23 protein-coding genes and 1 tRNA gene are annotated in these 25,246 nt (G+C 56.6%); 8 read left to right on the plus strand and 16 right to left on the minus strand.

Annotated features, from left to right (window positions below):
- Nucleotides 1-55 precede the first annotated feature (55 nt).
- Nucleotides 56-2,791: a two-component sensor histidine kinase BarA gene (gene barA / locus N1689_RS19515; RefSeq protein WP_260059962.1), complete on the plus strand. Its 2,736-nt coding sequence runs from the start codon at nucleotides 56-58 to the stop codon at nucleotides 2,789-2,791.
- A 172-nt stretch (nucleotides 2,792-2,963) separates the two neighbouring features.
- Here barA and N1689_RS19520 read toward each other — a convergent pair whose 3' ends face one another.
- From N1689_RS19520 to N1689_RS19545, 6 genes are all read right to left on the minus strand, one after another.
- Nucleotides 2,964-4,103, minus strand: a complete 1,140-nt coding sequence (locus tag N1689_RS19520; RefSeq protein ID WP_161732813.1) for a glycerate kinase — start codon at nucleotides 4,101-4,103, stop codon at nucleotides 2,964-2,966.
- 73 nt (nucleotides 4,104-4,176) lie between these two features.
- On the minus strand, nucleotides 4,177-5,061 hold the full coding sequence (garR, locus tag N1689_RS19525) for a 2-hydroxy-3-oxopropionate reductase (protein WP_161732815.1): 885 nt from the start codon (nucleotides 5,059-5,061) through the stop codon (nucleotides 4,177-4,179).
- 19 nt (nucleotides 5,062-5,080) lie between these two features.
- The gene (garL, locus tag N1689_RS19530; protein ID WP_161732817.1) at nucleotides 5,081-5,851 is read right to left on the minus strand and encodes a 2-dehydro-3-deoxyglucarate aldolase; all 771 of its coding nucleotides are present in this window, start codon (nucleotides 5,849-5,851) and stop codon (nucleotides 5,081-5,083) included.
- A 45-nt stretch (nucleotides 5,852-5,896) separates the two neighbouring features.
- On the minus strand, nucleotides 5,897-7,228 hold the full coding sequence (gudD, locus tag N1689_RS19535; protein WP_161732819.1) for a glucarate dehydratase: 1,332 nt from the start codon (nucleotides 7,226-7,228) through the stop codon (nucleotides 5,897-5,899).
- Nucleotides 7,229-7,238: 10 nt separating this feature from the next.
- Nucleotides 7,239-8,585: an enolase C-terminal domain-like protein gene (locus N1689_RS19540; protein ID WP_161732821.1), complete on the minus strand. Its 1,347-nt coding sequence runs from the start codon at nucleotides 8,583-8,585 to the stop codon at nucleotides 7,239-7,241.
- Nucleotides 8,582-9,943: an MFS transporter gene (locus N1689_RS19545; RefSeq protein WP_161732823.1), complete on the minus strand. Its 1,362-nt coding sequence runs from the start codon at nucleotides 9,941-9,943 to the stop codon at nucleotides 8,582-8,584. Before N1689_RS19545 ends, N1689_RS19540 begins: the two co-directional genes overlap by 4 nt.
- Nucleotides 9,944-10,508: 565 nt before the next feature.
- Here N1689_RS19545 and garD point away from each other — a divergent pair.
- Complete coding sequence (garD, locus tag N1689_RS19550) at nucleotides 10,509-12,068, plus strand: galactarate dehydratase (RefSeq protein WP_161732825.1); 1,560 nt, start codon at nucleotides 10,509-10,511, stop codon at nucleotides 12,066-12,068.
- 66 nt (nucleotides 12,069-12,134) lie between these two features.
- Here the strand turns inward: garD and N1689_RS19555 are convergent, their stop codons facing one another.
- The 4 genes from N1689_RS19555 to syd form a co-directional block, all read right to left on the minus strand.
- On the minus strand, nucleotides 12,135-12,581 hold the full coding sequence (locus N1689_RS19555) for a flavodoxin (RefSeq protein ID WP_161732827.1): 447 nt from the start codon (nucleotides 12,579-12,581) through the stop codon (nucleotides 12,135-12,137).
- Nucleotides 12,582-12,593: 12 nt separating this feature from the next.
- A complete protein-coding gene (gene truC, locus N1689_RS19560) occupies nucleotides 12,594-13,373 on the minus strand; it encodes a tRNA pseudouridine(65) synthase TruC (RefSeq protein ID WP_161732829.1) in 780 nt (259 codons plus the stop codon).
- A complete protein-coding gene (locus tag N1689_RS19565; RefSeq protein ID WP_033783977.1) occupies nucleotides 13,373-13,702 on the minus strand; it encodes a YqcC family protein in 330 nt (109 codons plus the stop codon). Before N1689_RS19565 ends, truC begins: the two co-directional genes overlap by 1 nt.
- Nucleotides 13,703-14,289: 587 nt before the next feature.
- Entirely contained in the window at nucleotides 14,290-14,838 is a 549-nt protein-coding gene (gene syd, locus N1689_RS19570) for a SecY-interacting protein (RefSeq protein WP_161732831.1), read from the minus strand.
- 62 nt (nucleotides 14,839-14,900) lie between these two features.
- On the opposite strand from syd, the gene queF reads away from it, so the two are divergent.
- The 3 genes from queF to xni all read left to right on the plus strand — a co-directional run bounded on the left by queF (nucleotide 14,901) and on the right by xni (nucleotide 18,069).
- Nucleotides 14,901-15,746, plus strand: a complete 846-nt coding sequence (gene queF / locus N1689_RS19575) for an NADPH-dependent 7-cyano-7-deazaguanine reductase QueF (protein WP_013358897.1) — start codon at nucleotides 14,901-14,903, stop codon at nucleotides 15,744-15,746.
- Nucleotides 15,747-15,915: 169 nt separating this feature from the next.
- Entirely contained in the window at nucleotides 15,916-17,280 is a 1,365-nt protein-coding gene (gene ppnN / locus N1689_RS19580) for a nucleotide 5'-monophosphate nucleosidase PpnN (protein ID WP_222925042.1), read from the plus strand.
- 33 nt (nucleotides 17,281-17,313) lie between these two features.
- Nucleotides 17,314-18,069, plus strand: coding sequence for a flap endonuclease Xni (xni, locus tag N1689_RS19585; protein WP_222925041.1), 756 nt, complete (start codon nucleotides 17,314-17,316; stop codon nucleotides 18,067-18,069).
- A gap of 24 nt (nucleotides 18,070-18,093) precedes the next feature.
- On the opposite strand, the gene rlmM is transcribed toward xni, so the two are convergent.
- The 4 genes from rlmM to N1689_RS19605 form a co-directional block, all read right to left on the minus strand.
- A complete protein-coding gene (gene rlmM, locus N1689_RS19590; RefSeq protein ID WP_161732837.1) occupies nucleotides 18,094-19,194 on the minus strand; it encodes a 23S rRNA (cytidine(2498)-2'-O)-methyltransferase RlmM in 1,101 nt (366 codons plus the stop codon).
- Nucleotides 19,187-19,582 (minus strand): DUF423 domain-containing protein, encoded by a 396-nt coding sequence (locus tag N1689_RS19595; protein ID WP_003854633.1) that lies wholly within the window; start codon nucleotides 19,580-19,582, stop codon nucleotides 19,187-19,189. The genes rlmM and N1689_RS19595 overlap by 8 nt, the downstream gene beginning before the upstream one ends.
- 50 nt (nucleotides 19,583-19,632) lie before the next feature.
- On the minus strand, nucleotides 19,633-20,550 hold the full coding sequence (locus tag N1689_RS19600) for a transcriptional regulator GcvA (RefSeq protein WP_003854641.1): 918 nt from the start codon (nucleotides 20,548-20,550) through the stop codon (nucleotides 19,633-19,635).
- 334 nt (nucleotides 20,551-20,884) lie between these two features.
- The gene (locus N1689_RS19605; protein ID WP_003854643.1) at nucleotides 20,885-21,106 is read right to left on the minus strand and encodes a YgdI/YgdR family lipoprotein; all 222 of its coding nucleotides are present in this window, start codon (nucleotides 21,104-21,106) and stop codon (nucleotides 20,885-20,887) included.
- Between the two features lie 209 nt (nucleotides 21,107-21,315).
- Here N1689_RS19605 and csdA point away from each other — a divergent pair, with 209 nt between their 5' ends.
- Both csdA and csdE read left to right on the plus strand, forming a co-directional pair.
- Complete coding sequence (csdA, locus tag N1689_RS19610; protein WP_253419896.1) at nucleotides 21,316-22,524, plus strand: cysteine desulfurase CsdA; 1,209 nt, start codon at nucleotides 21,316-21,318, stop codon at nucleotides 22,522-22,524.
- 2 nt (nucleotides 22,525-22,526) lie between these two features.
- The gene (gene csdE, locus N1689_RS19615; protein ID WP_161732841.1) at nucleotides 22,527-22,982 is read left to right on the plus strand and encodes a cysteine desulfurase sulfur acceptor subunit CsdE; all 456 of its coding nucleotides are present in this window, start codon (nucleotides 22,527-22,529) and stop codon (nucleotides 22,980-22,982) included.
- Here the strand turns inward: csdE and tcdA are convergent.
- Together tcdA and mltA are read right to left on the minus strand one after the other, a co-directional pair.
- Nucleotides 22,961-23,773 (minus strand): tRNA cyclic N6-threonylcarbamoyladenosine(37) synthase TcdA, encoded by an 813-nt coding sequence (tcdA, locus tag N1689_RS19620; RefSeq protein ID WP_161732843.1) that lies wholly within the window; start codon nucleotides 23,771-23,773, stop codon nucleotides 22,961-22,963. The two genes, csdE and tcdA, sit on opposite strands and share 22 nt — an antisense overlap.
- Nucleotides 23,774-23,821: 48 nt before the next feature.
- Nucleotides 23,822-24,970 (minus strand): murein transglycosylase A, encoded by a 1,149-nt coding sequence (gene mltA / locus N1689_RS19625; protein WP_161732845.1) that lies wholly within the window; start codon nucleotides 24,968-24,970, stop codon nucleotides 23,822-23,824.
- Nucleotides 24,971-25,173: 203 nt separating this feature from the next.
- Between mltA and N1689_RS19630 the strand changes: the two genes are divergently transcribed.
- Nucleotides 25,174-25,246: transfer RNA gene (locus N1689_RS19630), tRNA-Met, on the plus strand.

Consider the following 25,246-nt stretch of genomic DNA (forward strand, 5'->3'; position numbering starts at 1 on the left):
GTTTTGTCGACAGCATGCACAGGGACGTTAATGCCGGAGTAGCCAGGCGACTATTATGACCAAATACAGCCTGCGGGCGCGAATGATGATTTTAATCCTGGCACCCACGCTGATGGTTGGCCTGCTGCTCAGCTCCTTTTTTGTGGTGCACCGCTACAACGAACTGCAGCGCCAGGTGATTGATGCCGGGGCTAACATCATCGAACCCCTGGCGATCTCCAGCGAATACAGCATGACGTGGCACAACCGTGATGCCATGCGTGGACTGGTCAGCCTGCTGCACCGCCGCCATTCCGGCATCGTCCGGGCCATCTCGGTGTTTGATAATCACAATCAGCTTTATGTCACCTCGAACCACAAGCAAAACCTCAGCCTGCTGCAACAGAATGATATCCGCGCCCTGCCTGACGATGTCTCAATGGAGCGCCACGGCAGCCTATTAATTCTGCGTACGCCGATTACCAGCGAGCGTTACGATGTGGATGAATTACCGGATGAAGATGCCAAGCCAGCGGGCAATCCGCTGGGCTATGTGGCGATTGAACTGGATCTGCAGTCGGTGCGGTTACAGCAGTACAAAGAGGTGTTTGTTGCCACGCTGATGCTGCTCTTCTGCCTCTGTCTTGCCATGCTATTTGCTTATCGTCTGATGCGCGATGTCACCGGCCCGATCCGCAATATGGTCACTACCGTTGACCGCATCCGTCGCGGCCAGCTCGACAGCCGCGTTGAGGGCTACATGCTGGGTGAACTCAACATTCTGAAAAACGGCATTAACGCGATGGCGATGTCGCTGACCGCCTATCACGAAGAGATGCAGCACAATATCGACCAGGCAACCTGGGATTTAAGAGAGACGCTGGAGCAGCTGGAAATTCAGAACGTTGAACTGGATCTGGCGAAGAAACGCGCGCAGGAAGCCGCACGTATCAAATCTGAGTTTCTGGCCAATATGTCGCATGAGCTGCGAACGCCGCTCAATGGCGTGCTGGGCTTTACCCGGCAGATGCTGAAAACCCAACTGCGCACCACCCAGCGCGACTATATGCAGACCATTGAGCGCTCGGCAAATAACCTGCTCAGTATTATCAATGACGTTCTCGATTTTTCGAAGCTGGAAGCAGGCAAGCTGATGCTGGAGGCAATCCCCTTCCCGCTGCGCGCCACGCTGGATGAAACCCTGGTGCTGCTGGCGCCGTCGGCGCATGAAAAGGGGCTGGAGCTGACGGTGGTATGTGACAGCAGCGTACCGGACAACGTGATTGGCGATGCGCTGCGTCTGCAACAGATTCTGATCAACCTGATTGGTAACGCCATCAAGTTTACCGAGCAGGGTTACATCGGCATGCGCGTCGGACAGCGGGTGATTACCCAGTCGCGCGTCGAGCTGGAGATTCAGGTTGAGGACACCGGCATCGGCATCTCTGAGCAGCAGCAGACACAGCTGTTCCAGGCGTTCCGTCAGGCTGACGCCAGTATTACGCGCCGCCATGGCGGCACCGGGCTGGGTCTGGTCATCACCCAGAAACTGGTGCGGGAGATGGGAGGAGAAATCACCTTCAGCAGCCAGCCGGATCAGGGGTCGACCTTTGTGATTCGCGTACAGCTGGATCTTAATCCCAATGCACCCGGTATGCCTCGCGTGCTGGATGCGCTGTCCCATGCGCGCATTGCCTATGTGGAAGCGGATGCTAACGTTGCCAGCGCCGCGCTGGAGATGTTAAGCGCCACTCCATTGCAGATCGACTACAGCGAAACGCTGGAAGGTTTGAAAGAATCTCACTATCCGCTGCTGCTGATGGCGATGCCGGTCGGTATCAGCCAGCCTGCACTACTTAATGAGCGCCTGATCAATGGGCTGCTGGATCGGGCAGACAACGTGCTGATGGCCCTTCCCAGCCCGATGATGTTGCTGGCTGATGAACTGAAGGTACGCGGCATTGACGGCTGCATTGCTAAGCCGATCTCACTGACACGGCTTCTGCCGATGTTACTGGATCTCCATACCCGTCAGATCAGCGAGCTGCCGCTGTCACCGCGTCTACCGCTAACGGTGATGGCGGTGGATGACAATCCCGCCAACCTCAAGCTGATTGGCGCGCTGCTGGAGGAGCAGGTGCAGAACATCCTGCTGTGCAGCAGCGCCGAACACGCCATCCGCGCAGCGCGTCAGCAGTCGCTGGATGTGATTCTGATGGATATTCAGATGCCCGAAATTGATGGCATTCGTGCCAGCGAAATTATCCGGGGTCTGCCGCATCACGCGAATACACCGATTGTGGCGGTGACCGCACATGCGATTGATGGCGAGCGTGAGCAGCTGATCAAGGCGGGCATGAATGACTATCTTGCCAAGCCGATTGATGAGAGCAAGCTGAGACAACTGCTGGCACGCTATACGCCGCCGCCAGTGGTCTCCCTGCCGGAACTGCAGCCGATATTACCGACGCTGGACTGGCAGCTGGCGCTGCGACAGGCGGCGAACAAACCGGATCTGGCGCGCGATCTGCTACGCATGCTGCTGGAATTTTTACCGGAAGTGCATGCGAAGATGGCGCAGTTTATGGCGGCCAATGAGGTCAACGCCCTGCGTGAAATTATTCACAAGCTGCACGGCAGTGCCAGCTACAGCGGCGTGCCGCGCATGAAGCAACTCTGTCATCAGCTGGAACGCGGGCTACTGGAGGCCAGCGATATCGCTGCGCTGGAGCCGGAACTGCTGGAGCTGCAGGATGAGATGGAGAACGTCGCCAGAGAAGCCCGGCGACTGTTAGGATTCGGGGAAGTCTGACGGACCTGCTGCCACGCCTGTTATTCGCGCAAACGCTAACCGGCAGGTGCGTTAGCTTCCGCTGACGCACCTGCCTCCGGGGTAAAAGGCTGATGCCGTAAAACTATGCTTACCACCAGCATCACCGTCAGGACTATCAGGCCCGCATTGCCTGGCCTGATAGTCCTGACGGTCAGTGAAATCCGGCCAGTTTTAACGTCGCGGCCACGTTACGCGCTGTCATCTCGACATTCTTTCCGGCATCCGCAAGTGCCTCTTCGAGTGTACAGATGCTGTAGAGCACGCTGAACACTGCATCAATCCCGTGCTGATGCACCACGCCGACATCCGCCGTCAGGCTTCCGGCGATGCCAATCACCGGCTTGTTAAAACGCTTTGCCACGTTGGCAACCCCAATCGGCACCTTGCCATTAATACTCTGGCTGTCGATACGCCCTTCACCGGTAATCACCAGGTCAGCATCTTTGACTTCTTCAGCCAGGCCCAGTGCCTCAGTAACAATCTCAATGCCGCGCCGCAGCTCCGCCTGACAGAAGGCGTGCAACGCCGCGCCCATGCCGCCCGCCGCGCCGCCGCCGGGAATATGCAGCACATCGATGTCGAGATCGCGGTGAATAATCTCAGCGTAATGGGCCAGCGCCTGATCGAGCTGCTGCACCAGCGCCGGGGTCGCCCCTTTCTGCGGACCGAAAATAGCCGATGCGCCCTCTTTGCCGGTCAGCGGATTCGTGACGTCACAGGCCACTTCAATGCGGCACTGATGGATGCGGGCATCCAGGGCGTCAATATCAATGCTAGCGAGCTGAGAGAGCGCGCCGCCACCTTGGCCAATCTCTTTACCCTGGGTGTCGAGCAATCGGGCACCCAGCGCCTGCATCATCCCGGCACCGCCGTCGTTGGTGGCGCTGCCGCCGATACCAATGATGATGTGGCCGACGCCCTTATCCAGCGCATGTCGGATCAACTCGCCGGTGCCGAATGAGGTCGTGATCAACGGGTCACGCTGTGATGCTGGCACCCGCTCCAGTCCGCTGGCTGCTGCCATTTCGATATAAGCAGTGGACTCATCGCCGGACAAGCCATAAAAGGCATCGACCTGCGTGCCCAGCGGCCCGGTCACCTTCAGCCTGACGATTTTCCCCTTCGTCGCCGCCACCATCGCTTCTACCGTGCCTTCGCCACCGTCGGCGACCGGTATTTTCACGTAATGCGCATCGGGGAAAATGTCACGGAAACCCGCTTCAATCGCCGATGCCACATCCAGGGCGGATAAACTCTCTTTATATGAATCCGGTGCGATTACGATTTTCATAGGCAATCCGAGCGCAGTTGAGTAATTAAAACGGCTCCTGACCAGTCCGGTTTGGGGAGACCGGCACCGGGTTTTAGCGGGCGATTTCAACCTTCGCTAACTTCTCATAATAGCAGGCCAGCGCGCTGTGGTCGGCGTTACCCTGTCCATCGTTGCGCAGTGCCTGCATCATCTCCATCACCGCCGCCGTCAGCGGCAGATGCGCGCCGATGCTGTGCGAGGTATCCAGCGCGTTCGCCAGATCTTTGATATGCAGGTCGATACGAAAGCCGGGTTTGAAGTTGCGATCCATCACCATCGGCGCTTTGGCATCCAGCACCGTACTGCCCGCCAGCCCACCGCGAATCGCCTGATAAACCAAATCCGGATTCACACCCGCTTTAGTCGCCAGCGACAGCGCCTCGGACATTGCCGCAATGTTCAGCGCCACAATCACCTGGTTTGCCAGCTTGGTCACGTTGCCTGCACCGATGTCGCCGGTATGCACGACCGATCCCGCCATTGATTTCATGATGTCATAACAGGAATCGAACACGGCTTTATCACCGCCGACCATCACAGAGAGTGTGCCTTCAATCGCTTTTGGCTCGCCGCCGCTGACCGGTGCATCCAGCATTTTTATCTGCTTTTCTGCCAGCGCATCATGCACTTCCCGGCTCGCCAGTGGCGCAATCGAACTCATGTCGATCACCACCAGGCCCGGCTTCGCCCCTTCAATGATGCCGTTTTTCCCCAGGCAGACATCGATAACCTGCGGCGAGTTTGGCACCATGGTAATCACCACATCGCACTGCTCAGCCACCTCTTTTGGCGTTTTCGCCACGGTCGCGCCCAGTTTAGCCAGTTCCGCTTCGTTTTCGGTGTTGTTGTCGCGTACCACCAGCGAATAACCGGCTTTCACCAGATTCTTACTCATGGGTTTGCCCATAATGCCCAGGCCGATAAATCCAATTTTCATTGCGTTTCCCCTTGATTGATTAACGCTTAAATTTGTCGCATAACGTCTGCGAAGCGTTGCGGAACATCCCGACATCGCTGCCGACGGCCACAAAGGTGGCACCCCACTCCAGATAGCGACGCGCGTCCGCTTCCACCGGTGCCAGAATGCCGCTCGGTTTACCGGCGGCTTTGGCACGTTCAAAAATGTGTTTAATCACTTTCAGCACTTCAGGATGCGCAGGCTGGCCGAGATAGCCCAGTGCAGCGGAGAGATCGCCCGGCCCGACAAAAATACCGTCGACGCCGTCAACGGCTGCAATCGCGTCAATGTTGTCGACTGCCTGCTGAGTTTCGATCTGAACCAGCACCGTGATGTTGTCATTAATGGTGCTGTTGTAATCCGGCAACGTGCCGTACATGTTGCTGCGGTGCGACACCGAGACACCGCGAATCCCGGCTGGCGGATAGCGGGTTGAGGCGACCGCCCGCAGGGCTTCCTCTTCGGTCTCGACAAACGGCACCAGGAAGTTGTTAAACCCGATATCCAGCAGGCGCTTGATGATCACCGGCTCGTTGCAGGGCGGACGCACCACGGGCGCGCTATGGCTGCCTTTCAGCGCCATCAGCTGCGGCACGAAGGTCGTGATGTCGTTGGGCGCGTGTTCGCCATCCAGTACCAGCCAGTCGAAACCGGCCAGCCCCAGGATTTCAGTTGAGATCGGACTGGCCAGCGCACACCAGCTGCCAATCAGGGTGTCGCCCGCTAACAGGCGACGACGAAATCCATTAGGCCAGGCTGCATTACTCATGGTTGAACTCCTGTGACGGTGGCTCCGCGGCGGGAGCCAGAAAGGTTAACGTACCAGGCACGGGCGTTTATTGTCGAAAGTCCATCCCGGTACTAAAAATTGCATCGCTTCAGCATCGTCACGCGCGCCCAGTCCCTGCTTCTGATAGAGCGCATTGGCCTGCATCACCTGATCCATATCCAGCTCTACGCCAAGACCTGGCTTCTGCGGCACCTGCACCATGCCGCCTTTAATCTGGAACGGCTCTTTGGTCAGGCGCTGATTGCCCTCCTGCCAGATCCAGTGGGTATCAATGGCGGTAATGGCACCCGGCGCGGCGGCGGCAACATGAGTAAACATCGCCAGCGAAATATCAAAGTGGTTGTTAGAGTGCGAGCCCCAGGTCAGGCCGAAGTCGTGACACATCTGCGCCACCCGCACCGAGCCCTGCATGGTCCAGAAGTGCGGATCGGCCAGCGGAATGTCCACCGACTGCAGCGACAGGGTATGCCCCATCTGCCGCCAGTCGGTGGCGATCATATTGGTGGCGGTGGGCATGCCGGTCGCACGGCGGAACTCCGCCATCACTTCGCGGCCTGAATAGCCCTGCTCTGCACCACAGGGATCTTCTGCGTAAGCCAGCACATCTTTGAGCTGTTTGCCGAGCATGATCGCCTCGTTGAGCGACCAGGCCCCGTTGGGATCGAGGGTAATGCGAGCTTCAGGAAAACGTTTAGCCAGCGCCGTGACCGCTTCAGCCTCTTCACCGCCGCGCAGCACGCCGCCTTTGAGTTTGAAGTCGTTAAAGCCATATTTCTCATAAGCCGCTTCTGCCAGGCGCACTACCGCATCCGGCGTTAACGCCTCTTCGTGGCGCAGGCGATACCAGTCGCACGGATCGTCTTGCTGATTCTGATAAGAGAGCGAGGTTTTAGTGCGGTCGCCGATGTAGAACAGGTAACCGAGCATCTCAACGCGGTCGCGCTGCTGCCCGTCGCCCAGCAGCGAGGCGACGTTGACGCCCAGGTGCTGACCCAGCAGATCAAGCAGCGCCGCTTCGATGCCGGTCACCACATGAATCGTGGTGCGCAGATCAAAGGTCTGGTTGCCGCGTCCGCCCGCATCGCGGTCGGCAAAAGTACTGCGCACCAGGCTGAGGGTATTTTTGTACTCACCCAGCGTTTTGCCGATCACCAGCGAGGCGGCATCTTCCAGCGTCTGGCGAATTTTCTCGCCGCCCGGGATTTCACCGACGCCGGTGTGTCCGGCGTTATCTTTGATAATCACAATGTTGCGGGTAAAGAATGGCGAGTGAGCGCCGCTGAGGTTCAGCAGCATGCTGTCGTAGCCTGCGACCGGAATAACCTGCATGGCGGTCACTTTCGGTGTTGAACTCATCTCCTGCTCCTTATGCTGTTGTCCGGCCAAATGCCGGGCGCTTGCGGTCAAATGTCCAGCCGGGGACCAGATACTGCATCGCGGTGGCGTCGTTACGCGCACCGGCGGGCAGTGACTGATAAAGCTGATGGGCTTTGTTTACCTGCTCCCAGTCGAGCTCAATGCCCAGACCCGGTGCATCCGGTACGGCAATTTTTCCGTTGCGGATTTGCAGCGGGTTTTTCGTCAGGCGCTGATCGCCCTCCTGCCAGATCCAGTGGGTATCAATGGCGGTGGGATTGCCCGGCGCCGCCGCACCCACATGGGTGAACATTGCCAGAGAAATATCGAAGTGGTTATTAGAGTGGCAACCCCAGGTGAGGCCCCACTCATCACATAGCTGCGCGACACGCACGGCACCGCTCAGCGTCCAGAAGTGCGGATCCGCCAGCGGAATATCGACCGCATTCAGCATCACCGCGTGGTTCATCTCGCGCCAGTTGGTGGCAATCATATTGGTCGCGACCGGCAGGCCGGTGGCGCGCCGGAACTCGGCCATCACTTCACGCCCCGAATAGCCCTGCTCTGCTCCGCAGGGATCTTCGGCGTAGCTCAGCACATCCTGCATCCCTTTACACAGCGCTATCGCCTCGTCCAGCAGCCAGGCACCGTTGGGGTCGACTGTGATGCGCGCCTCGGGAAAGCGCTGCTTGAGCGCTGCCGCCGTAGCGATCTCCTGCTCGCCGGGGAGCACGCCACCTTTGAGCTTGAAATCTTTAAAGCCATATTTATCCGCAGCCGCCTCAGCCAGCCGCACCACGGCATCGCTCGTCAGCGCTTCCTGATGACGCAGGTGATACCAGTCGTGGCTGGCCTGATCGCCACTGAGATAAGGGAGATCCGTCTTGCGGCGGTCGCCAAGATAAAAAAGATAGCCCAGCACCGTGACTTCATCGCGCTGTTTGCCCGGCCCCAGCAGTTCAGCCACCGGGACGCCCAGACACTGCCCCAGCAAATCAAGCAGCGCCGCTTCCAGCGCGGCCACCGCATTGACACGTAGTTCAAAGGTCCAGGCACCGTTGCCAAAAGTGGTGAAGTCAGCCGACTGATTGCCTTTATGTACCTGCTGCACCAGACGGTTCATTCGCGCAATCTGCTGGCCTTTCACCTGCGGAATCGCCTCCACCAGCGTCTGATAGATGGTGTCACCGCCAGGCGCTTCACCCACGCCGGTGTGACCGGCGCTGTCGGTGAGGACCACAATGTTGCGGGTAAAGCAGGCGTTGTGCGCACCGCCAATATTGAGCAGCATGCTGTCATAACCGGCGACCGGGATAACCTGCATCTCAGTAATCACCGGCGAACTTTGCGTATTCATAATGCATCCTTACCGGGCCAGTTTTTCAGTTCGACACGTTTGATATCGCCCGCAATGACCAGGAAGCTGAAGGCTGCGACAAAGGCATGAATGCCGACATAGATCAGCGCGCCCTCAAAGGATCCGCTGGTGGCAATGATGTAGCCGATGGCGATAGGCGTTACGATGCCGGAGAAGTTGCCGAACATGTTAAACAGACCGCCGCTCAGGCCACTGATCTCTTTCGGCGCGGTATCTGCCATTACCGCCCAGCCCAGCGCACCGATGCCTTTACCAAAGAACGCCAGTGCCATAAAGAACACCACCATCCATTCGGTATCGGTGTAGTTACACATCACCATCGAGATGGAGAGCAGCATGCCGAGCACGATTGGCGTTTTACGTGCGATATTCAGCGAGCCGGTTTTACGCATCAGCCAGTCAGAAATTACCCCACCCAGTACGCCGCCGAGGAAGCCACACACCGCCGGAATCGAAGCAATAAAGCCCGCTTTCAGAATCGACATGCCGCGCGCCTGCACCAGATAGACCGGGAACCAGGTAATAAAGAAGTAGGTTAAGGCGTTAACACAGTATTGACCGAGGTAGATGCCCAGCATCATGCGTGACGTCAGCAGCTGCTTAATCTGGAACCACTTCTCGCTCCAGCTCACTTTGCGGCTATCCTTTTTGACATCCATGTTGATCAGCGCGCCGCCCTGCTCCATGTACTCCAGTTCAGCCTTGTTCACGCCAGGGTGATCGGTAGGATCGTGGATCACTTTCAGCCAGATAAAGCTGAGGATGATGCCCAGGCCGCCCATGAACCAGAACACATGCGCCCAGCCCACTTCAGAGACCAGCCAGCCCATGATGGGGGCGAAGATGACAGTGGCGAAGTATTGCGCCGAGTTGAAGATCGCTACCGCCGTGCCGCGCTCCTGCGCCGGGAACCAGGCGGCCACAATGCGGCTGTTGCCCGGGAAGGAAGGCGCTTCGGCCAGCCCTACCAGGAAACGCAGAATAAACAGCGACATAATGATGCCGAAGCCGCTGAAGATATCTACAAATCCCTGCAGCAGCGTAAACAGCGACCAGGTAAAGATGCTCCAGAAATAGACGCGTTTAGAGCCGAAGCGATCGAGCAGCCAGCCGCCCGGAATCTGGCCAATAACGTACGCCCATGAGAAGGCAGAGAAGATATAGCCAAGTCCGACCGAATCGAGACCGATATCTTTGGACATTGCAGAACCGGCAATCGAAATGGTTGCGCGGTCACCGTAGTTGAATGAGGTGACGATAAATAACATCACCACAATCCAGTAGCGGGCATTGGTGCGCTTCTGCACCGTCTCCGCGGTCTGGCTGAAACTATTCATGATGCACTCCTGAAATATAGCGTGAGCTACATTCGCTCTGACTGCATACACATCGCGTTGGGTATCAGAGAGAAGTTGGGTTAAACACGGCGATCTTGTTGTTCTGGCAAACCTTTATTTATCCATCTGCGAGGTGGCAGCTAATGCGCCTCGGTAACCTCTTCAGATGAGTAATACGTCGTGACAGATAACCTGACTTTGGCTAACGGAACCCAGTATAAGAACAGCCTGAAGCGAGCACATTGGCACATCGCCCTGGAATAACGCCGGTGAAGAAGTGATTGTATTGCGGATGCACAAAACCCTGCGGGATGGCTCACGAAAGCGGCAAATAACCGAGCGTAAACCCCCTCAGGTAACGCTTTCTCCCGCTGTTTGTGAGGCTCTTCACTTGCTTCTGGATAATCGCCTCAAAATCATAAGGCGACTTGTCTCAATGGTGGTCATTTGCACAATGCGCGCCCCACGCCGCCTCCCTATACTGAAGATGGCAAACAATCGTGTGACAGGTCAGAACATTACAGCGTGCCGCACAAGTACGGCACGACAGACGGGAAGGTGAGCGATGTACCCAAACACAGATGAACAACCGCTCTATATCAAAGTCCATGAGCACGACAATGTGGCGATTGTGGTTAACAGCCTGGGTCTGCCGGCTGGCACGCAGTTTGCGGATGGCCTGACACTCACGGAGCATGTGCCACAGGGCCACAAAGTGGCGCTGCGCGCAATTAACCAGGGCGCAGAGATCGTGCGTTATGGTGAAGTCATCGGCTATGCATTACGGGATATTGCCCAGGGCAGCTGGATTGATGAGTCGCTGGTCGCGCTGCCGGAAGCGCCTCCGCTGGCGAGTCTGCCGTTAGCCAATCAGGTTCCGCCTGAATTGCCGCCGCTGGAAGGCTATACCTTTGAAGGTTATCGCAATGCGGATGGCAGCGTCGGCACGCGTAACCTGCTGGGGATCACCACCAGCGTCCACTGCGTGGCCGGTGTGGTGGATCATGTCGTACAGATCATTGAACGGGATTTGCTGCCGCGCTACCCGAATGTGGATGGCGTGGTCGCGCTCAACCACCTTTATGGCTGCGGCGTGGCGATTAATGCACCCGCGGCGGTAGTGCCGATTCGCACCATTCATAACCTGGCGCTGAATGCTAATTTCGGTGGCGAAGTCATGATCGTCAGCCTGGGCTGTGAGAAGTTACAGCCGGAGCGTCTGCTGACCGGCACGCCTGACGTGCAGGCGATTTCGCTGGACGATCATGACATCGTGCGTTTGCAGGATGAGAAGCTGGTCGGTTTTGGTGCGATGGTAAATGAGATTCTGCAGGTAGCGGAGCGTCATCTCCAGCGGCTGAATCAGCGCCAGCGTGAAACCTGTTCCGCAGCAGAACTGATTGTCGGTATGCAGTGCGGTGGCAGCGATGCGTTCTCGGGCGTGACGGCGAATCCGGCAGTGGGTTTCGCGTCCGATCTGCTGGTGCGCTGCGGTGCGACGGTGATGTTTTCGGAAGTCACTGAAGTGCGTGATGCGATTCACCTGCTGACGCCACGGGTGATTAATCAGGAAGTCGGTAAGCGCTTACTGGAGGAGATGGCCTGGTATGACAACTACCTCGACCAGGGCCAGACCGATCGCAGCGCGAATCCGTCGCCGGGCAATAAAAAAGGCGGGCTGGCGAACGTGGTGGAAAAAGCGCTGGGGTCGATCGCTAAATCGGGGCGCAGCGCCATTGTTGAAGTGCTGTCGCCCGGCCAGCGGCCCACGCGGCGTGGATTGATCTACGCGGCGACGCCCGCCAGCGATTTTGTCTGCGGTACGCAGCAGCTGGCGTCCGGTATCACGCTACAGGTTTTCACTACCGGTCGCGGAACGCCTTACGGTCTGGCTGCAATTCCGGTCATCAAGATGGCGACGCGTAATGCGCTGGCAGAGCGCTGGCACGATCTGATGGACATCAATGCCGGGACGATTGCGACCGGTGAAGAGAGTATTGAACAGGTGGGCTGGCGGTTGTTTGAGTTGATTCTGGACATTGCCAGTGGCAGGAAGCAGACCTGGTCCGATCGCTGGGGTATCCGTAATCAGCTGGCGGTGTTTAACCCGGCACCGGTGACCTGACCGCGCCGTGCACACACGCCAGGCATATCCTTAGCTCCTAAAGCAGAGATAAGCCTGGCGTGGTCATCAGAACTGCGCGCCCCAGGCTTCAACCCATGGAGAAGTCACCGCTTCCGGCTCAGGATTTTCAGTGGCATCAACCAGTAACACCTCACCAATCCGCTGCGCGCCCTGCTCCTGCAGCAGCGCATCGAAAGCTTTACCCGCGCCACAAAAATGGTCGTAACTGCTGTCACCCAGCGCAATCACGCCATAGCGCAACGCAGGTTGATGACCCAGCTTATCTTTAACTGCATGGAACAGGCCTGAAATCGTGTCGGGAAAATCGCCCTGTCCGGTGGTTGACGTGACAATTAACGCCACGTCGCTGGCATAGTTCTGCCAGTCTGCCAGCGTCGGCTCATCAAACACGGTGACGCTGTGACCCTGCTGCTGCAGAACGGGCTCTGCTTCTTCTGCTACCAGCAGCGCATTGCCGTATACCGTCCCCACAAAAATGCCAATCTTTGCCATCTGCTTTCTCCCTTATTCTGAAACGTTATCCTGTCCTGGCGCTGCGTTAAACTCAACCCGCGGCACCTCAGGAATGCGATCCTGCCAGCCAAACTGGTTCATCAGGTTCTGCCAGACGCCATCCAGTCCGGCGCGCAGCAGCAACGGTTCCCCGGTCACCGGATGGGTGAGTGCCAGGCTGCTGGCGTGCAGCATCAGCCGATTAGCGCCAAAGTGTTCGGCGGCCCCCCGGTTCTGGCGCAGATCACCGTGTGCCGAATCGCCAATAATCGGATGACGCAGGTGCGACATATGACGACGCAGCTGATGCTTACGACCGGTTTTAGGAGCCATTTCAACCAGGCTGTAACGCGATGTGGGATAGCGGCCAATGCCGACCGGCATCTCGACCGTCGCCAGTGACTGATAATCGGTGACGGCGGGCTGTGCGGTGCGCGCTTCCGTGGCGTGCCTGTCAGCGATTTTATCCAGCTCTTCCACCAGCGGATAGTCGAGCGTTCCGCTGCTCTCCAGCCAGCCGCGTACCACAGCATGATAGGTTTTCTGCATCTGGTGCTGTTCGAACTGCAGGGAAAGCAGACGGCCGACTTCGCTTGAAAGCCCCATCAGCAGTACGCCTGAGGTGGGTTTGTCCAGGCGATGCGCGGTAAACACATGCTGTCCAATCTGATCGCGAACGGTCTGCATTACGAACACCGTTTCATGACGATCCAGCCAGCTGCGATGAACCAGCCAGCCGCTGGGCTTGTTGACAGCAACCAGCCACTCATCCTGATAGAGTATCTCCAGCATCAGTGGGCTGCATCCTTGATCAACGCGTCAAGCTGACGCAGGGTCAGCAGTAGCGGTGCAATGCCGGGCTGGTCAGGCACCAGCGCCACCTCGTAGTAGGGAGCAACGGCAAAATTTTGCGGTAAAGGATGCTGAGCCGCTATCAGGGCATGCATCCGCGGAACCAGCACCCACTGGAGCCACTGCAGCGGCTCCAGCGTATCCAGGCAAAAGGGTTCACGGCTCTCGAGCGCGTCTTCGGCCGGAGGGGTACTCTGCCAGAGATGGTGCTCACGCATCACCGCTTCCAGTTGCTCCAGCCGTTGTGTAATCAATTGTTCAGGCGTCATGCGCCACCTCCGGCAAGCAGTCAAAAAGGGGCGGCAAGCATATCACTTGTTGGCACAGGCACAAAAAAAGGGAGCACTGTATAAACAGTGCTCCCGGTTCGTTTGCAGCCATCCTGCTACGTTTTTGCTCCCTGCTCTTCCATGACAACTTGTCCAGTGCGAACTCCTGTCGCGCATCGTCCTGATGTATCCTTAGCATCCTGGCCCACCACCTCTTCTGAGGGGTTCTCATTCTCCATCCTGGAGGTGTCCCTTGCTCACTCCTGAGCGATCCTGTTTCATCCTGAAACCTTCCGTGTGCCGTAAGCTCCGTTACGTTCCTGCCTCATGGCTTATCATCATCCTGACGATATCTGTTTCCTGAGCATCCTGCAGTGGGAAACATTTTGACAGAACTCGTTACGCGCACAAGGTACTTACAGCGAAACTTTACGAAATGTGCTGCGCAAAATCAGATAAATGCCATTAAGTTGATGATTCACAATATTTTTACATTGCAGCCTTCCGGATGTCTCAACTGTTATATGGCGATCTCTCACAGCAGTTGTAAGAGATATCTCACAAGCCAGGCGGCAAATCACTGCAAATCAGATGATAACCGGTTGTAATGACTTAAGAAATATCTCAAGATTTTCTGCTAAGACCACACGCTGTTTACGACCAGGTTGCTCCAGAATCACTTCGCCGCTGAGATTAGAGAGGGAGATGATCTCCTCCTCTGAATCAGTAGTGGCTATAAACAGCGTCGGCGACTGTTTAAGGCGGCGCTGCATCACCAGATGCCCAATCAGATTCTCCTGTAACCGCAGGAAATCCTCTTCACTCCATACCTGTAACAGCGTCAGCTGATTCTCACCAAAACGGGCCTGCATATCGCCGGCAAATTGCGTGGTGTAGAAATCGGTCATCGGCGGCTGGAGCTGGATGTCGACCGCCCGCTCAACCGCATCCAGCGTCGGTGGCAGGCTAAACGGTTGCGGCTGCCAGATGACCCGCTGATCGCGATCCTCCAGTGCGCAGGGTGACGGCACCCCATAGAGATCGCTGCTGGCCGGCGCATGCCCGGTCTGCTGAAGCCAGTGCTGGCAGTATCGGGTGGTAAAGTCACGCAACGCGGCGGCAGTTTGCTGCATCATTCATATTCTCACTTCTGATAGGTTACACTTAGCCACTTTGATTAATTTTGGTGGTGACCGCAATGACTACTCACGAACAGGATCAGGCGCTCAGTAACCTGACGCTGGGCAAACCCACAGCCTATCACGATCGGTATGACAACAGCTTACTGCAGGCGGTGCCGCGCAGCCTGAACCGTGAACCGCTTGGCCTGTTTCCCGACAGTCTGCCCTTTACCGGCAGCGATATCTGGACCCTGTATGAACTCTCGTGGCTCAACAGCAAAGGTCTGCCACAGGTTGCCGTTGGCGAAGTGGTGCTGGATGCGCAGAGCCGTAATCTTATTGAGTCGAAAAGCTTCAAGCTCTACCTGAACAGTTTCAATCAGACCCGCTTTGCCGACTGGGGTGAGGTTCGTCAGACACTGGAGCGGGATCTGAGTGCTTGTGCTGAAGGAGAAGCGCGGGTCGCGCTGTTCCGACTCAATGAAATAGAAGGCCAGCCGATTGGTCATTTTGAGGGTTGCTGTATTGATGAGCAGGATATTGCCATTGAGGATTACCGCTTCAATGCTGACTATCTGGCTGATGCCGCAGGCAGCGAAATCGTTGAAGAGACGCTGGTCAGCCATCTGCTCAAGTCGAACTGCCTGATTACCAACCAGCCCGACTGGGGATCGGTCATGATCCGCTATAAAGGCCCGCGTATCGCGCGTGAAGCACTGCTGCGCTATCTGGTCTCATTCCGCCAGCACAACGAATTTCACGAGCAGTGTGTTGAGCGCATCTTTAATGATGTGATGCGATTCTGCCATCCGGAAGCGCTGACGGTCTATGCGCGCTACACCCGTCGTGGCGGGCTGGATATTAACCCGTGGCGCACCAACGTGCCCTTCTCGCCCGGTTTTTCGCGGCTGGTCCGTCAGTAGTTTGCGAGACTTCTCTCAGGCTGGGTGCCGTAAGCGCAGTTCCGCTTGAGCTGTGCGGGCCGACAAGGCTACTCTGGTGAAGGCGGCAACCTGCGGGTTGCCGACCAGGGATTTTCGTCACTGCCGTTGCAGTGCCAACACGCACCCAGGCGGGTGTAAAGGAGTTCATTTGATTACCCATATCAGCCCACTTGGCTCAATGGATCTGCTCTCGCAGCTGGAAGTCGACATGCTCAAGCGCACTGCCAGCAGCGACCTCTACCAGCTGTTTCGCAATTGCTCTCTGGCCGTGCTTAACTCCGGCAGCCAGACTGACAGCAGCCACGAATTGCTCTCCCGCTTTGAGAACTTCGACATCAACGTGCTGCGCCAGGAGCGCGGCGTCAAACTGGAACTGATCAATCCGCCGGAAGAGGCGTTCGTGGATGGCCGCATTATCCGCTCACTACAGGCTAACCTGTTTGCGGTGCTGCGTGACATCCTGTTTGTCAGCGGCCAGCTCAACATACCGGGCCGGTTAAGCGCAGCCGAAGAGAATGATTCCGCCACCATCACCAACACGGTATTTTCGATTCTGCGTAATGCGCGGGCTCTGCACATCGGCGAGGATCCCAACACCGTAGTCTGCTGGGGTGGTCACTCAATCAACGCCGTTGAGTATCAGTATTGCCGCAATGTCGGTACGCAGCTTGGACTGCGTGAACTGAATATCTGTACCGGCTGCGGGCCAGGCGTGATGGAAGCGCCGATGAAAGGCGCAGCGGTTGGCCATGCTCAGCAGCGCTATCGCGACAGCCGTTTTATCGGCCTCACCGAGCCCTCAATTATTGCAGCTGAGCCGCCGAATCCACTGGTGAATGAACTGATCATCATGCCGGATATTGAAAAACGTCTGGAAGCGTTTGTGCGTATCGCTCATGGCATCATCATTTTTCCGGGCGGCGTCGGTACGGCTGAAGAGCTGCTCTATCTGCTGGGCATCCTGATGAATCCGCAGAACAACGATCAGGTGTTGCCGCTGATTCTGACCGGGCCGAAAGAGAGCGCCGATTACTTCCGCGTTCTGGATGATTTCATCGTTAACACGCTGGGTGAACAGGCACGTAAGCATTATCAGATCATCATTGATGACGCGGCAGAAGTGGCGCGTCTGATGAAGAAAGCGATGCCGCAGGTCAAAGAGAACCGTCGCGAAACCGGCGATGCGTACAGCTTTAACTGGTCGATCCGCATTGAGCCCGATTTGCAGGTGCCGTTCCTGCCAACCCATGAAAATATGGCCAATCTCAATCTCTATACCAATCAGCCTCCCGAGAAGCTGGCTGCCGACCTGCGCCGCGCCTTCTCAGGTATCGTCGCCGGTAATGTCAAAGAGATGGGCATCCGCGAAATCCGCGTGAAGGGACGCTACAAACTGCATGGCGATCCCGACATCATGCACCGCATGGATGAGCTGCTACAGGGATTCGTTGCCCAGCAACGCATGAAACTGCCTGGCACTGCCTACATCCCCTGCTACGAAATTATCAAATAACCAGGAGGCAGCCCCCGGGCTGCCCATACGCTCATGGCTCTTCATCTTGTTATTGTTGACGCGTTGAACCTGATCCGCCGTCTGCATGCGGTACAGGGCTCCCCCTGTGTCGACGGCTGTGTAGCTGCGCTGCGCCAGGTTCTGGGCCACGCCCGTCCGACTCATGCTGTGGCGGTTTTTGATGGCGAGGCACGTCATCAGGGCTGGCGACATCAGCTGCTGCCCGATTACAAAAGTGGTCGCCCGCCGATGCCAGACGATCTACAGGCAGAGATGCCGGCGTTGCAGGAGGCTTTTCGTTCGGCAGGCGTAAGCTGCTGGATAGCGGGCGAGGATGAGGCAGATGATTTAGCGGCGACGCTGGCGGTGAAAATGGCTCAGGCCGGACACCAGGCCACCATCGTGTCCACCGACAAAGGCTACTGCCAGCTGCTGGCCCCCGAAATCCGCATCCGTGACTACTTCCAGAAACGGTGGCTCGATCTGCCTTTTATTGAAGCTGAATTTGGCGTAGCCCCCCAGTTACTCCCCGACTACTGGGGATTGTGCGGCATCAGCAGCAGTAAAATTCCAGGCATCACCGGCATCGGCCCGAAAAGCGCGAAACAGCTGCTGGCAGAGTTTCACACGCTTGAAGGGATCTATCAGCAACTGGATAAGGTGCCCGCTAAATGGCAGGAAAAGCTCGCGGAAGGTCAGCAAATGGCTGAGATCAGCCGTCAGGTCGCCATGCTGAAGCGGGATCTGGTATTGCAGGGCAATCTGAATACGCTGCGTTATACCGGCTGAGTGCAGCTGCACTCAGCCTGACGATTAACGTTCGTCGCGACGTCCACCGGTCGCGGCCCACATACGGCGCACATGAACCGTCACCTCTTCGCGGTCATGATAGAGCTGACGGGCGCGAATCTGCACATTAATGCCATTCTCATCAAAGCGCTCCTGCATCATGGCCAGATTCTGCGTGACCTCTTCATAACGCTTTTTCATCGGCAATTTGAGGTTGAAGATCGCTTCACGACACCAGCCGTTAACCAGCCAGTCGGTCATCAGGTTAGCCACGCGCACCGGTTTCTCCACCATATCACATACCAGCCAGCTGATGTTGGTGCGTGGCGGACGGAATTTAAACCCATCGGCTTTCTCGTGCATCACCTGGCCGGTATCCATCAGGCTCGGGGCCATCGGTCCGTTATCCACTGCATAGACCATCATGCTGCGCTGGACCAGCTGATAAGTCCAGCCGCCCGGACAGGCACCGAGATCCACGGCGTACATGCCGCTGGCTAAACGCTCATCCCACTCATCCGCAGGGATAAAGACGTGAAACGCCTCCTCCAGCTTAAGGGTGGAACGGCTTGGCGCATCGGAGGGGAACTTAAGGCGTGGAATACCCATGTAAAACGACGAGCTGTTTTCCCGGATGGAGTAGCCGACGTAACAGGTGCCTGGCGCGATGAAAAACACATGCACGACCGGGCGTTTCGGACTTTCATAGTTCAGTAGAATCTTGCTTTCACGCAGTGCTGAACGCAGCGGCACGGTGAACTTGCGGCAGAATTTGGTCAGCTCTTTCGCTTCGTTAGTGTCAGGCACTTCAACACGCAGTTCGCCGCCCTTCTCCACCACGCCGGTCAGCATACCGACAATCGGGGTGATGCGATCTTCCTGCGGCAGGTCACGCAGCATTTCACCGACAACCAGCATCTGCCGGGCAAAAATCAGCTCGTCAAACGGTAACTCACGCGCCAGACGCTCGGCATCTTCAAACTGGTAGCACTCAAACAGCACGTAGCCGGAGTCATCTTTAACCCGCGGAAAGCCGTAGATTTCACGTTCAGCCGCTTTGGCGCTGATTTCCGCCGCACACTCTTTTTCAAAACCGGGACGACAATAGAGTAAAACTTTATTCATGGCGTTCTGCCTTTCGTTTAAGACGCAGCGCGCCAATCAACATCAATACCCAACCGGCGAGGAAACAGACTCCCCCCACCGGTGTGATAAAAACCCAAAACTTCAGATGTGACAGCGCCAGACAATAGAGGCTGCCACTAAACAACACGGTGCCGAGCGCCATCAGCGCACTGCTCCAGTAAAACCAGATATTGGCGCGGCGTAACATCGCGGCACCCAGTCCCATCACCGCTAACGTGTGATAAGCCTGATATTCCAGCCCGGTATGAATCCAGGCCATCTCAGCCGCACCCAGCGACTGGCTCAAAACGTGGGCACCAAATGCGCCAAAAGCTACCAGCAGAAATCCACTGATAGCCGCAAAAACAAACATGGCACGACTGGACATTAACCGATCCTCAGGGTGCATTTGCACCGTAATGCAGATAAATCAAACTGTTATTGTTGATAGCGAAAGCGGAATTTTTCTTGTTCGGTTGCAGCTTTTTCCAGGATCCACTGTCGGAAGGCGGCTATTTTACCCAGTTCTGCCTGACTGTCATGACAAACCAGATAAAAAGCGTTTTTACTGACTAATACATCATTAAATGGGCAGATTAATCGCCCGGCCTCTATTTCGCTCTGCGCCATGACGTTGTTGGCCAGCGCCACGCCCTGACCATGAATCGCCGCCTGCAACACCATGGCGCTGTGGCTGAAGATCGGCCCCTGCTGAACATTAATATGCTGCAGACCCAGCTGGCGGATATACGATTGCCAGTCACGGCGGGAGGCATCATGCAGCAGGGTAAAGCGCGAGAGATCCATCGGGGTTTTCAGCGGATTATCGCCGGTCATCAGTGATGGCGAACAGACCGGCAGCAGATATTCGGCATAGAGTTTTTCAACCCGCAGGCCGGGCCAGTTGCCACGTCCGTAGAAAATTGCCACGTCGACATCGTCGGCCAGTTTCTCTTCATCGCGGTCAACTGCCTGGATACGCACGTCGATTCCCGGATAAGCCATATTAAAGCTGGAGAGGCGGGGAACCAGCCACTGAATAGCAAAGCTCGGCAGTAAACTGACGGTCAGCGCTCCCTTGGCACTGCGCGCCTGCAGTTTGCGGGTCGCTTCGTTAATTGCCGAGAAAATCTCTTTGATGTCGAGATAGTAGCTTTGCCCTTCTTCGGTCAGTAACAGCGAACGATTCCTCCGGCGAAACAGCTTTAACCCCAGAAAATCTTCCAGAGATTTAATCTGATGGCTTACGGCAGCCTGGGTGACAAACAGCTCTTCAGCGGCTTTGGTAAAGCTTAAATGGCGCGCAGCGGCATCAAAAACCCGCAGTGCGTTAAGAGGAGGAAGGCGTTTCGACATGGTTTTCCGTATCCGGATCGGCGAAAAATACGCAGGCTTATAAAAAGCGTTTACGTATTAGAATTTTTAATCCGAGGCATTATAATTTGTCCGTTGAGGAACCTCCAGCAAATACCTATAGTTGCCGCACTTCCTGAGCCGGAACGAAAAGTTTTTAGATTTGTGAGTGAGTTCGCAGATTTTCTGAAAGCTTTTGGCTTGTGGTCGTGATGTTGTGTTTGCAATTTTTGATCCGACGATTGCGGATCAAACTCTTAATTCCTGTAGATTTACCCTGTCTGTCCATAGTGATTTTTAAATAGCACCGCAAATTGCGGTGCTTTTTTTTTGCTGCTTACTTTGACTCGACCATTTCTTTGACATCAGAGCGGTTAATCTGCTGCTCGTTGCCATTCGCATCTTTATAGCTGATCATGCCGGTATCGTTATCAACTTTAGGCTTGCCGGCAGCCACGATGGTGCGACCATCATTGGTATGCATTACGTAATTGCTTGAACAGGCACTCAGGGTAAAAGCCAGAGTACATACGGCCAGTACTGCGGTAAGTTTTTTCATCTGCTATCTCCTTGTAGATTGATTGCATCAAACCACCCGCGTTACGCTAACCAGAGGCAGCCGATAAGTGGGATCGACTATTAAACGTCCGATCGTTATGCGGGTTTGGTTCAAACCTTGCATTATTCAGCATAACGCGCTTTTCCAGCTTTGCCAGACGCAGACCATTCTTTCAGTGTGGTCCTAATTTTTCTTATCATGGACCCGGCATGACCGCATTTAATCCCACCGCATTCCGCCAGCAGTTTCCCGCGCTCGCCGACGCCGGCATCTATCTCGACAGCGCCGCGACCACGCTGAAGCCGCAGGCCGTTATTGACAGTACGCAGCAGTTTTACAGCCTCAGTGCGGGTACGGTTCATCGCAGCCAGTTTGCCGCCGCCCAGGCCTTAACCCAGCGCTATGAGCAGGCGCGCAATCAGGTTGCCCGCTGGGTTAATGCCGCGGACGATCGTGAGATTGTCTGGACGCGCGGCACTACCGAAGCGATAAACCTGGTGGCGAACAGCTGGCTGCGGCCGCGCCTGCAGCCCGGTGATGAGATCGTGGTGAGTGAGGCTGAGCACCACGCCAACCTGGTTCCCTGGCTGATGGCTGCGCAGGCGTGCGGTGCCCGCGTCGTAAAATGGCCGTTAGGGCCAGATCGTCTGCCCGATATCAGCCTGTTACCCACCCTGCTTAACAGCCGTACCCGCCTGCTGGCAGTTGGTCAGATGTCGAACGTCACCGGGGGTTGCCCCGATCTTGCTCAGGCGATCCCGCTGGCACATGCCGTGGGGGCGAAAGTGATGGTCGATGGCGCGCAGGGGGTGGTGCACTGCCCGCCTGACGTACAGGCGCTGGATATCGACTTTTACGCTTTTTCCGGACATAAGATTTACGGCCCGATGGGCATTGGCGCGTTATATGGCAAAGCGGAACTGCTGGAGACGATGGAACCCTGGCAGGGCGGCGGGAAAATGATCACGGATGTTGACTTCAATGGTTTCACGCCACAGCCGGTGCCGTGGCGTTTTGAGGCCGGCACCCCGAATGTGGCGGGTGTGGTGGGATTGAGTGCGGCACTGAGCTGGCTGGCGCAGTACAATCTGACCGAAGCTGAGCGCTGGAGTCAGCAGCTTGCCTCGCTGGCGGAAGAGCAGCTGGCAGAACTGCCCGGCTTTCGCAGCTTCCGCTGTGGCAATGCCAGTCTGCTGGCCTTTGAATTTGCTGACCTGCATCACAGCGATCTGGTGACACTGCTGGCTGAGCAGGGAATCGCCCTGCGCGCCGGTCAGCACTGTGCGCAGCCGTTGCTGTCGGCGCTGGGCGTCAGCGGCACGCTGCGGGCCTCTTTTGCACCCTATAATAATCTGCAGGATGTTGATGCGCTGGTGCGCGCCATGAAAGGCGCCATCTCGCTGTTATCGGAGTTTTGATTATGTGTTCATCGCTGTTAGCACCACACCCGTTTGGCGAACAGATTACCGTTACCAGTCTGAAAGAGAGTTTCGGCCGCTTTCATCAGTGGGAAGATCGTTATCGCCAGCTGATCCAGTTGAGCCGCCAGTTGCCTGCCCTGCCGGAGGAACTGAAAACGGCGGAAATTGAACTGAGCGGATGTGAAAACCGGGTCTGGCTGGGCAGCCAGTTATGTGAGGATGGCTCACTGCACTTCTATGGTGATAGTGAAGGACGGATTGTGCGCGGCCTGCTGGCCGTGCTGTTGACTGCGGTTGAGGGCCAGACGCCGCAGCAATTGCTGGTCATCGATCCCTTAGCCCTGTTTGATGAACTCGGCCTGCGCGCCCAGCTCAGCGCCTCCCGCAGCAGCGGCCTGCAGGCGCTGGCCGCTGCGGTAGAGCATGCCGCGCGTCAGGCGCTGACCGCATCCTGACGGGCGGCGCGCGCCAGAAATTTTTTGAGCGCATGCGAAACGGCCACAAAGCCGAAGGTGGCGGTCACCATGGTTGCCGCGCCAAAGCCGGATGTGCAATCCATTCTCTTCGGACCCTCTGCCGTGCTGCGTGAAGCACAGACGCTGCCGTCGGCCTGCGGATAGACCAGCGCTTCAGTCGAAAAAACGCAGTCGATGCCGAGTTTGCCTTTGCTGTTTTTCACCACGCCCAGGCTTTTCAAGCGTTCGCGCAGCTTCGCCGCAAGCGGATCCTGAATGGTTTTTGCCAGATCGGCGACCTGGATCTGGGTCGGATCAATCTGCCCACCCGCGCCACCGGTGGTGATCAAGGGGATCTTATTCCGGCGACACCAGGCGATCAGCGCCGCTTTAGGCCGCACGCTGTCGATCGCGTCGATCACATAGTCGAAACCGGCGGCCATCAGTTCGGCGGTGTTCTCGGGCGTGATAAAGTCATCAATGCAGATCACGTCGCAGTCCGGATTGATCGCCCGCAGCCGCTCGGCCATCACCTCCGTTTTGGCTTTACCGACGTTACCCTGCAGCGCATGAAGCTGTCGGTTGGTGTTGGTAATGCAGACGTCATCCATATCTATCAGGGTGATTTTACCAATGCCGGTGCGCACCAGCGCTTCCGCTGCCCAGGAGCCGACGCCGCCAATACCGATGACGCAGAAGTGTGCGTCAGCAAAACGTTGCATCGCATTCTGGCCATAGAGACGCGCCGTGCCGCCAAAGCGCTGATGCCAGGCGTCGTTTAACACTTTCATAGTTGAACCTGTTACGTCGTGCGGGCCCGAAGGCCCGCAGAGAAGAAATTAGTTAGAGCCGAGAAGCAGTGAACCATTATTACCGTTTTGCGGGCTGGAGAACAGCGGCTGTCCGGCACCCGGCGCGGCTTTGATCACCCAGACGCGGCCGTAGTGATTATAGAAGCCCGCCAGATGCGCGGCGTCCGGGCCGATACCCTGATAGATATCAAAGTGTTGTCCTTTAATCGCGCCACCTACGTCGAGCGCCACCATCAGGCGCATCTCATATTTGCCGTTGAATTTGCCCTTCTCATTCAACTGCGGCACTTCCGCCAGCAGTACGGTGCCTGCCGGAATAATTGATCGGTCAGAGGCCACTGAGGCTTTCGCTACCAGCGGAACGGCGCTGGCACCGCGCACCGGCGTAAACGGCTCAGCTTTAAAGAAGACGAATGACGGGTTGGTTTCCAGCAGCGCACGCACTTCCTGCGGTGAGTGCTCCTGCGCCCACTGGCGAATCGCCTGCATCGACATATCTTCGCGCTTCACTTCACCGCGGTCGATCAGCTCTTTACCGATACTGTGGTAGCCCCAGCCATTTTTACCGGCGTAACCAAAGAAGGTCATCGGGCGGCCATCGCCAAAGTCGACGTAACCACTGCCCTGCACATCCATCATGAAGTTATCAATTAGCGAGTTGCTGTAGGCAATGACGTAGCGGTCATCAAGTCCGCCACTATAGATAGAGGCGCGGCTCGGTAATTTCTCTCCGCGTTTGCGCGGCGGCATACGGTAGATCGGATACTGGAATTCGCCCTGCCGGGTGTAGCGCGCTTCCACGACCGGCGTGTAGTAACCGGTGAACTGCACATTACCGTAGTTGTCCGTGCCCTCCATCTGCCACGCGTTCAGGCCATACTGACGAAGCTGCCGGGTATCGGCGCCTGCCATCAGCCAGCTTTCAATTGCGCTGTAGGTGCCGTTCTGACGATTATAAAGAGCGGATGAGGCGGACTGAATCTGGCGCACCTGATCGCCAAAGTCTTTGCCATTAACCGGTGCGCCTTTAGCATTGGGCTGATTCACCAGCGCCAGCGGCTGTTCCAGTTTGCCATCTTTATATTGCTGACCGCGATCGGTCGGTTTAGAGCTACAGGCCGCCAGCAGCGTGATTAACGCGCCAGTGAGTGCATACTTCACCCAATGTGATTTCATTATCTTCTCTTTTTATAACTGTTCGCCCCGCGACGATAGCAAAGCCCCCGACAGAATGAAATGCATCCGCTTTGACCTGGCGCATATCAGTTCAATAATTAGCCATATGGTTGAATCCTTCAGCAACTGGCTGTTAATTTGGCTTTTATCTTTAAAAAGGGGTTGCATGAATTAGCGCGGAGAGTATAGTGCGCTTCCACGGACGCGGGGTGGAGCAGCCTGGTAGCTCGTCGGGCTCATAACCCGAAGGTCGTCGGTTCAAATCCGGCCCCCGCA

Origin of the sequence: Pantoea sp. XY16, from assembly GCF_025153065.1 — a bacterium.
Taxonomy (GTDB): Bacteria; Pseudomonadota; Gammaproteobacteria; order Enterobacterales; family Enterobacteriaceae; genus Pantoea; species Pantoea alfalfae.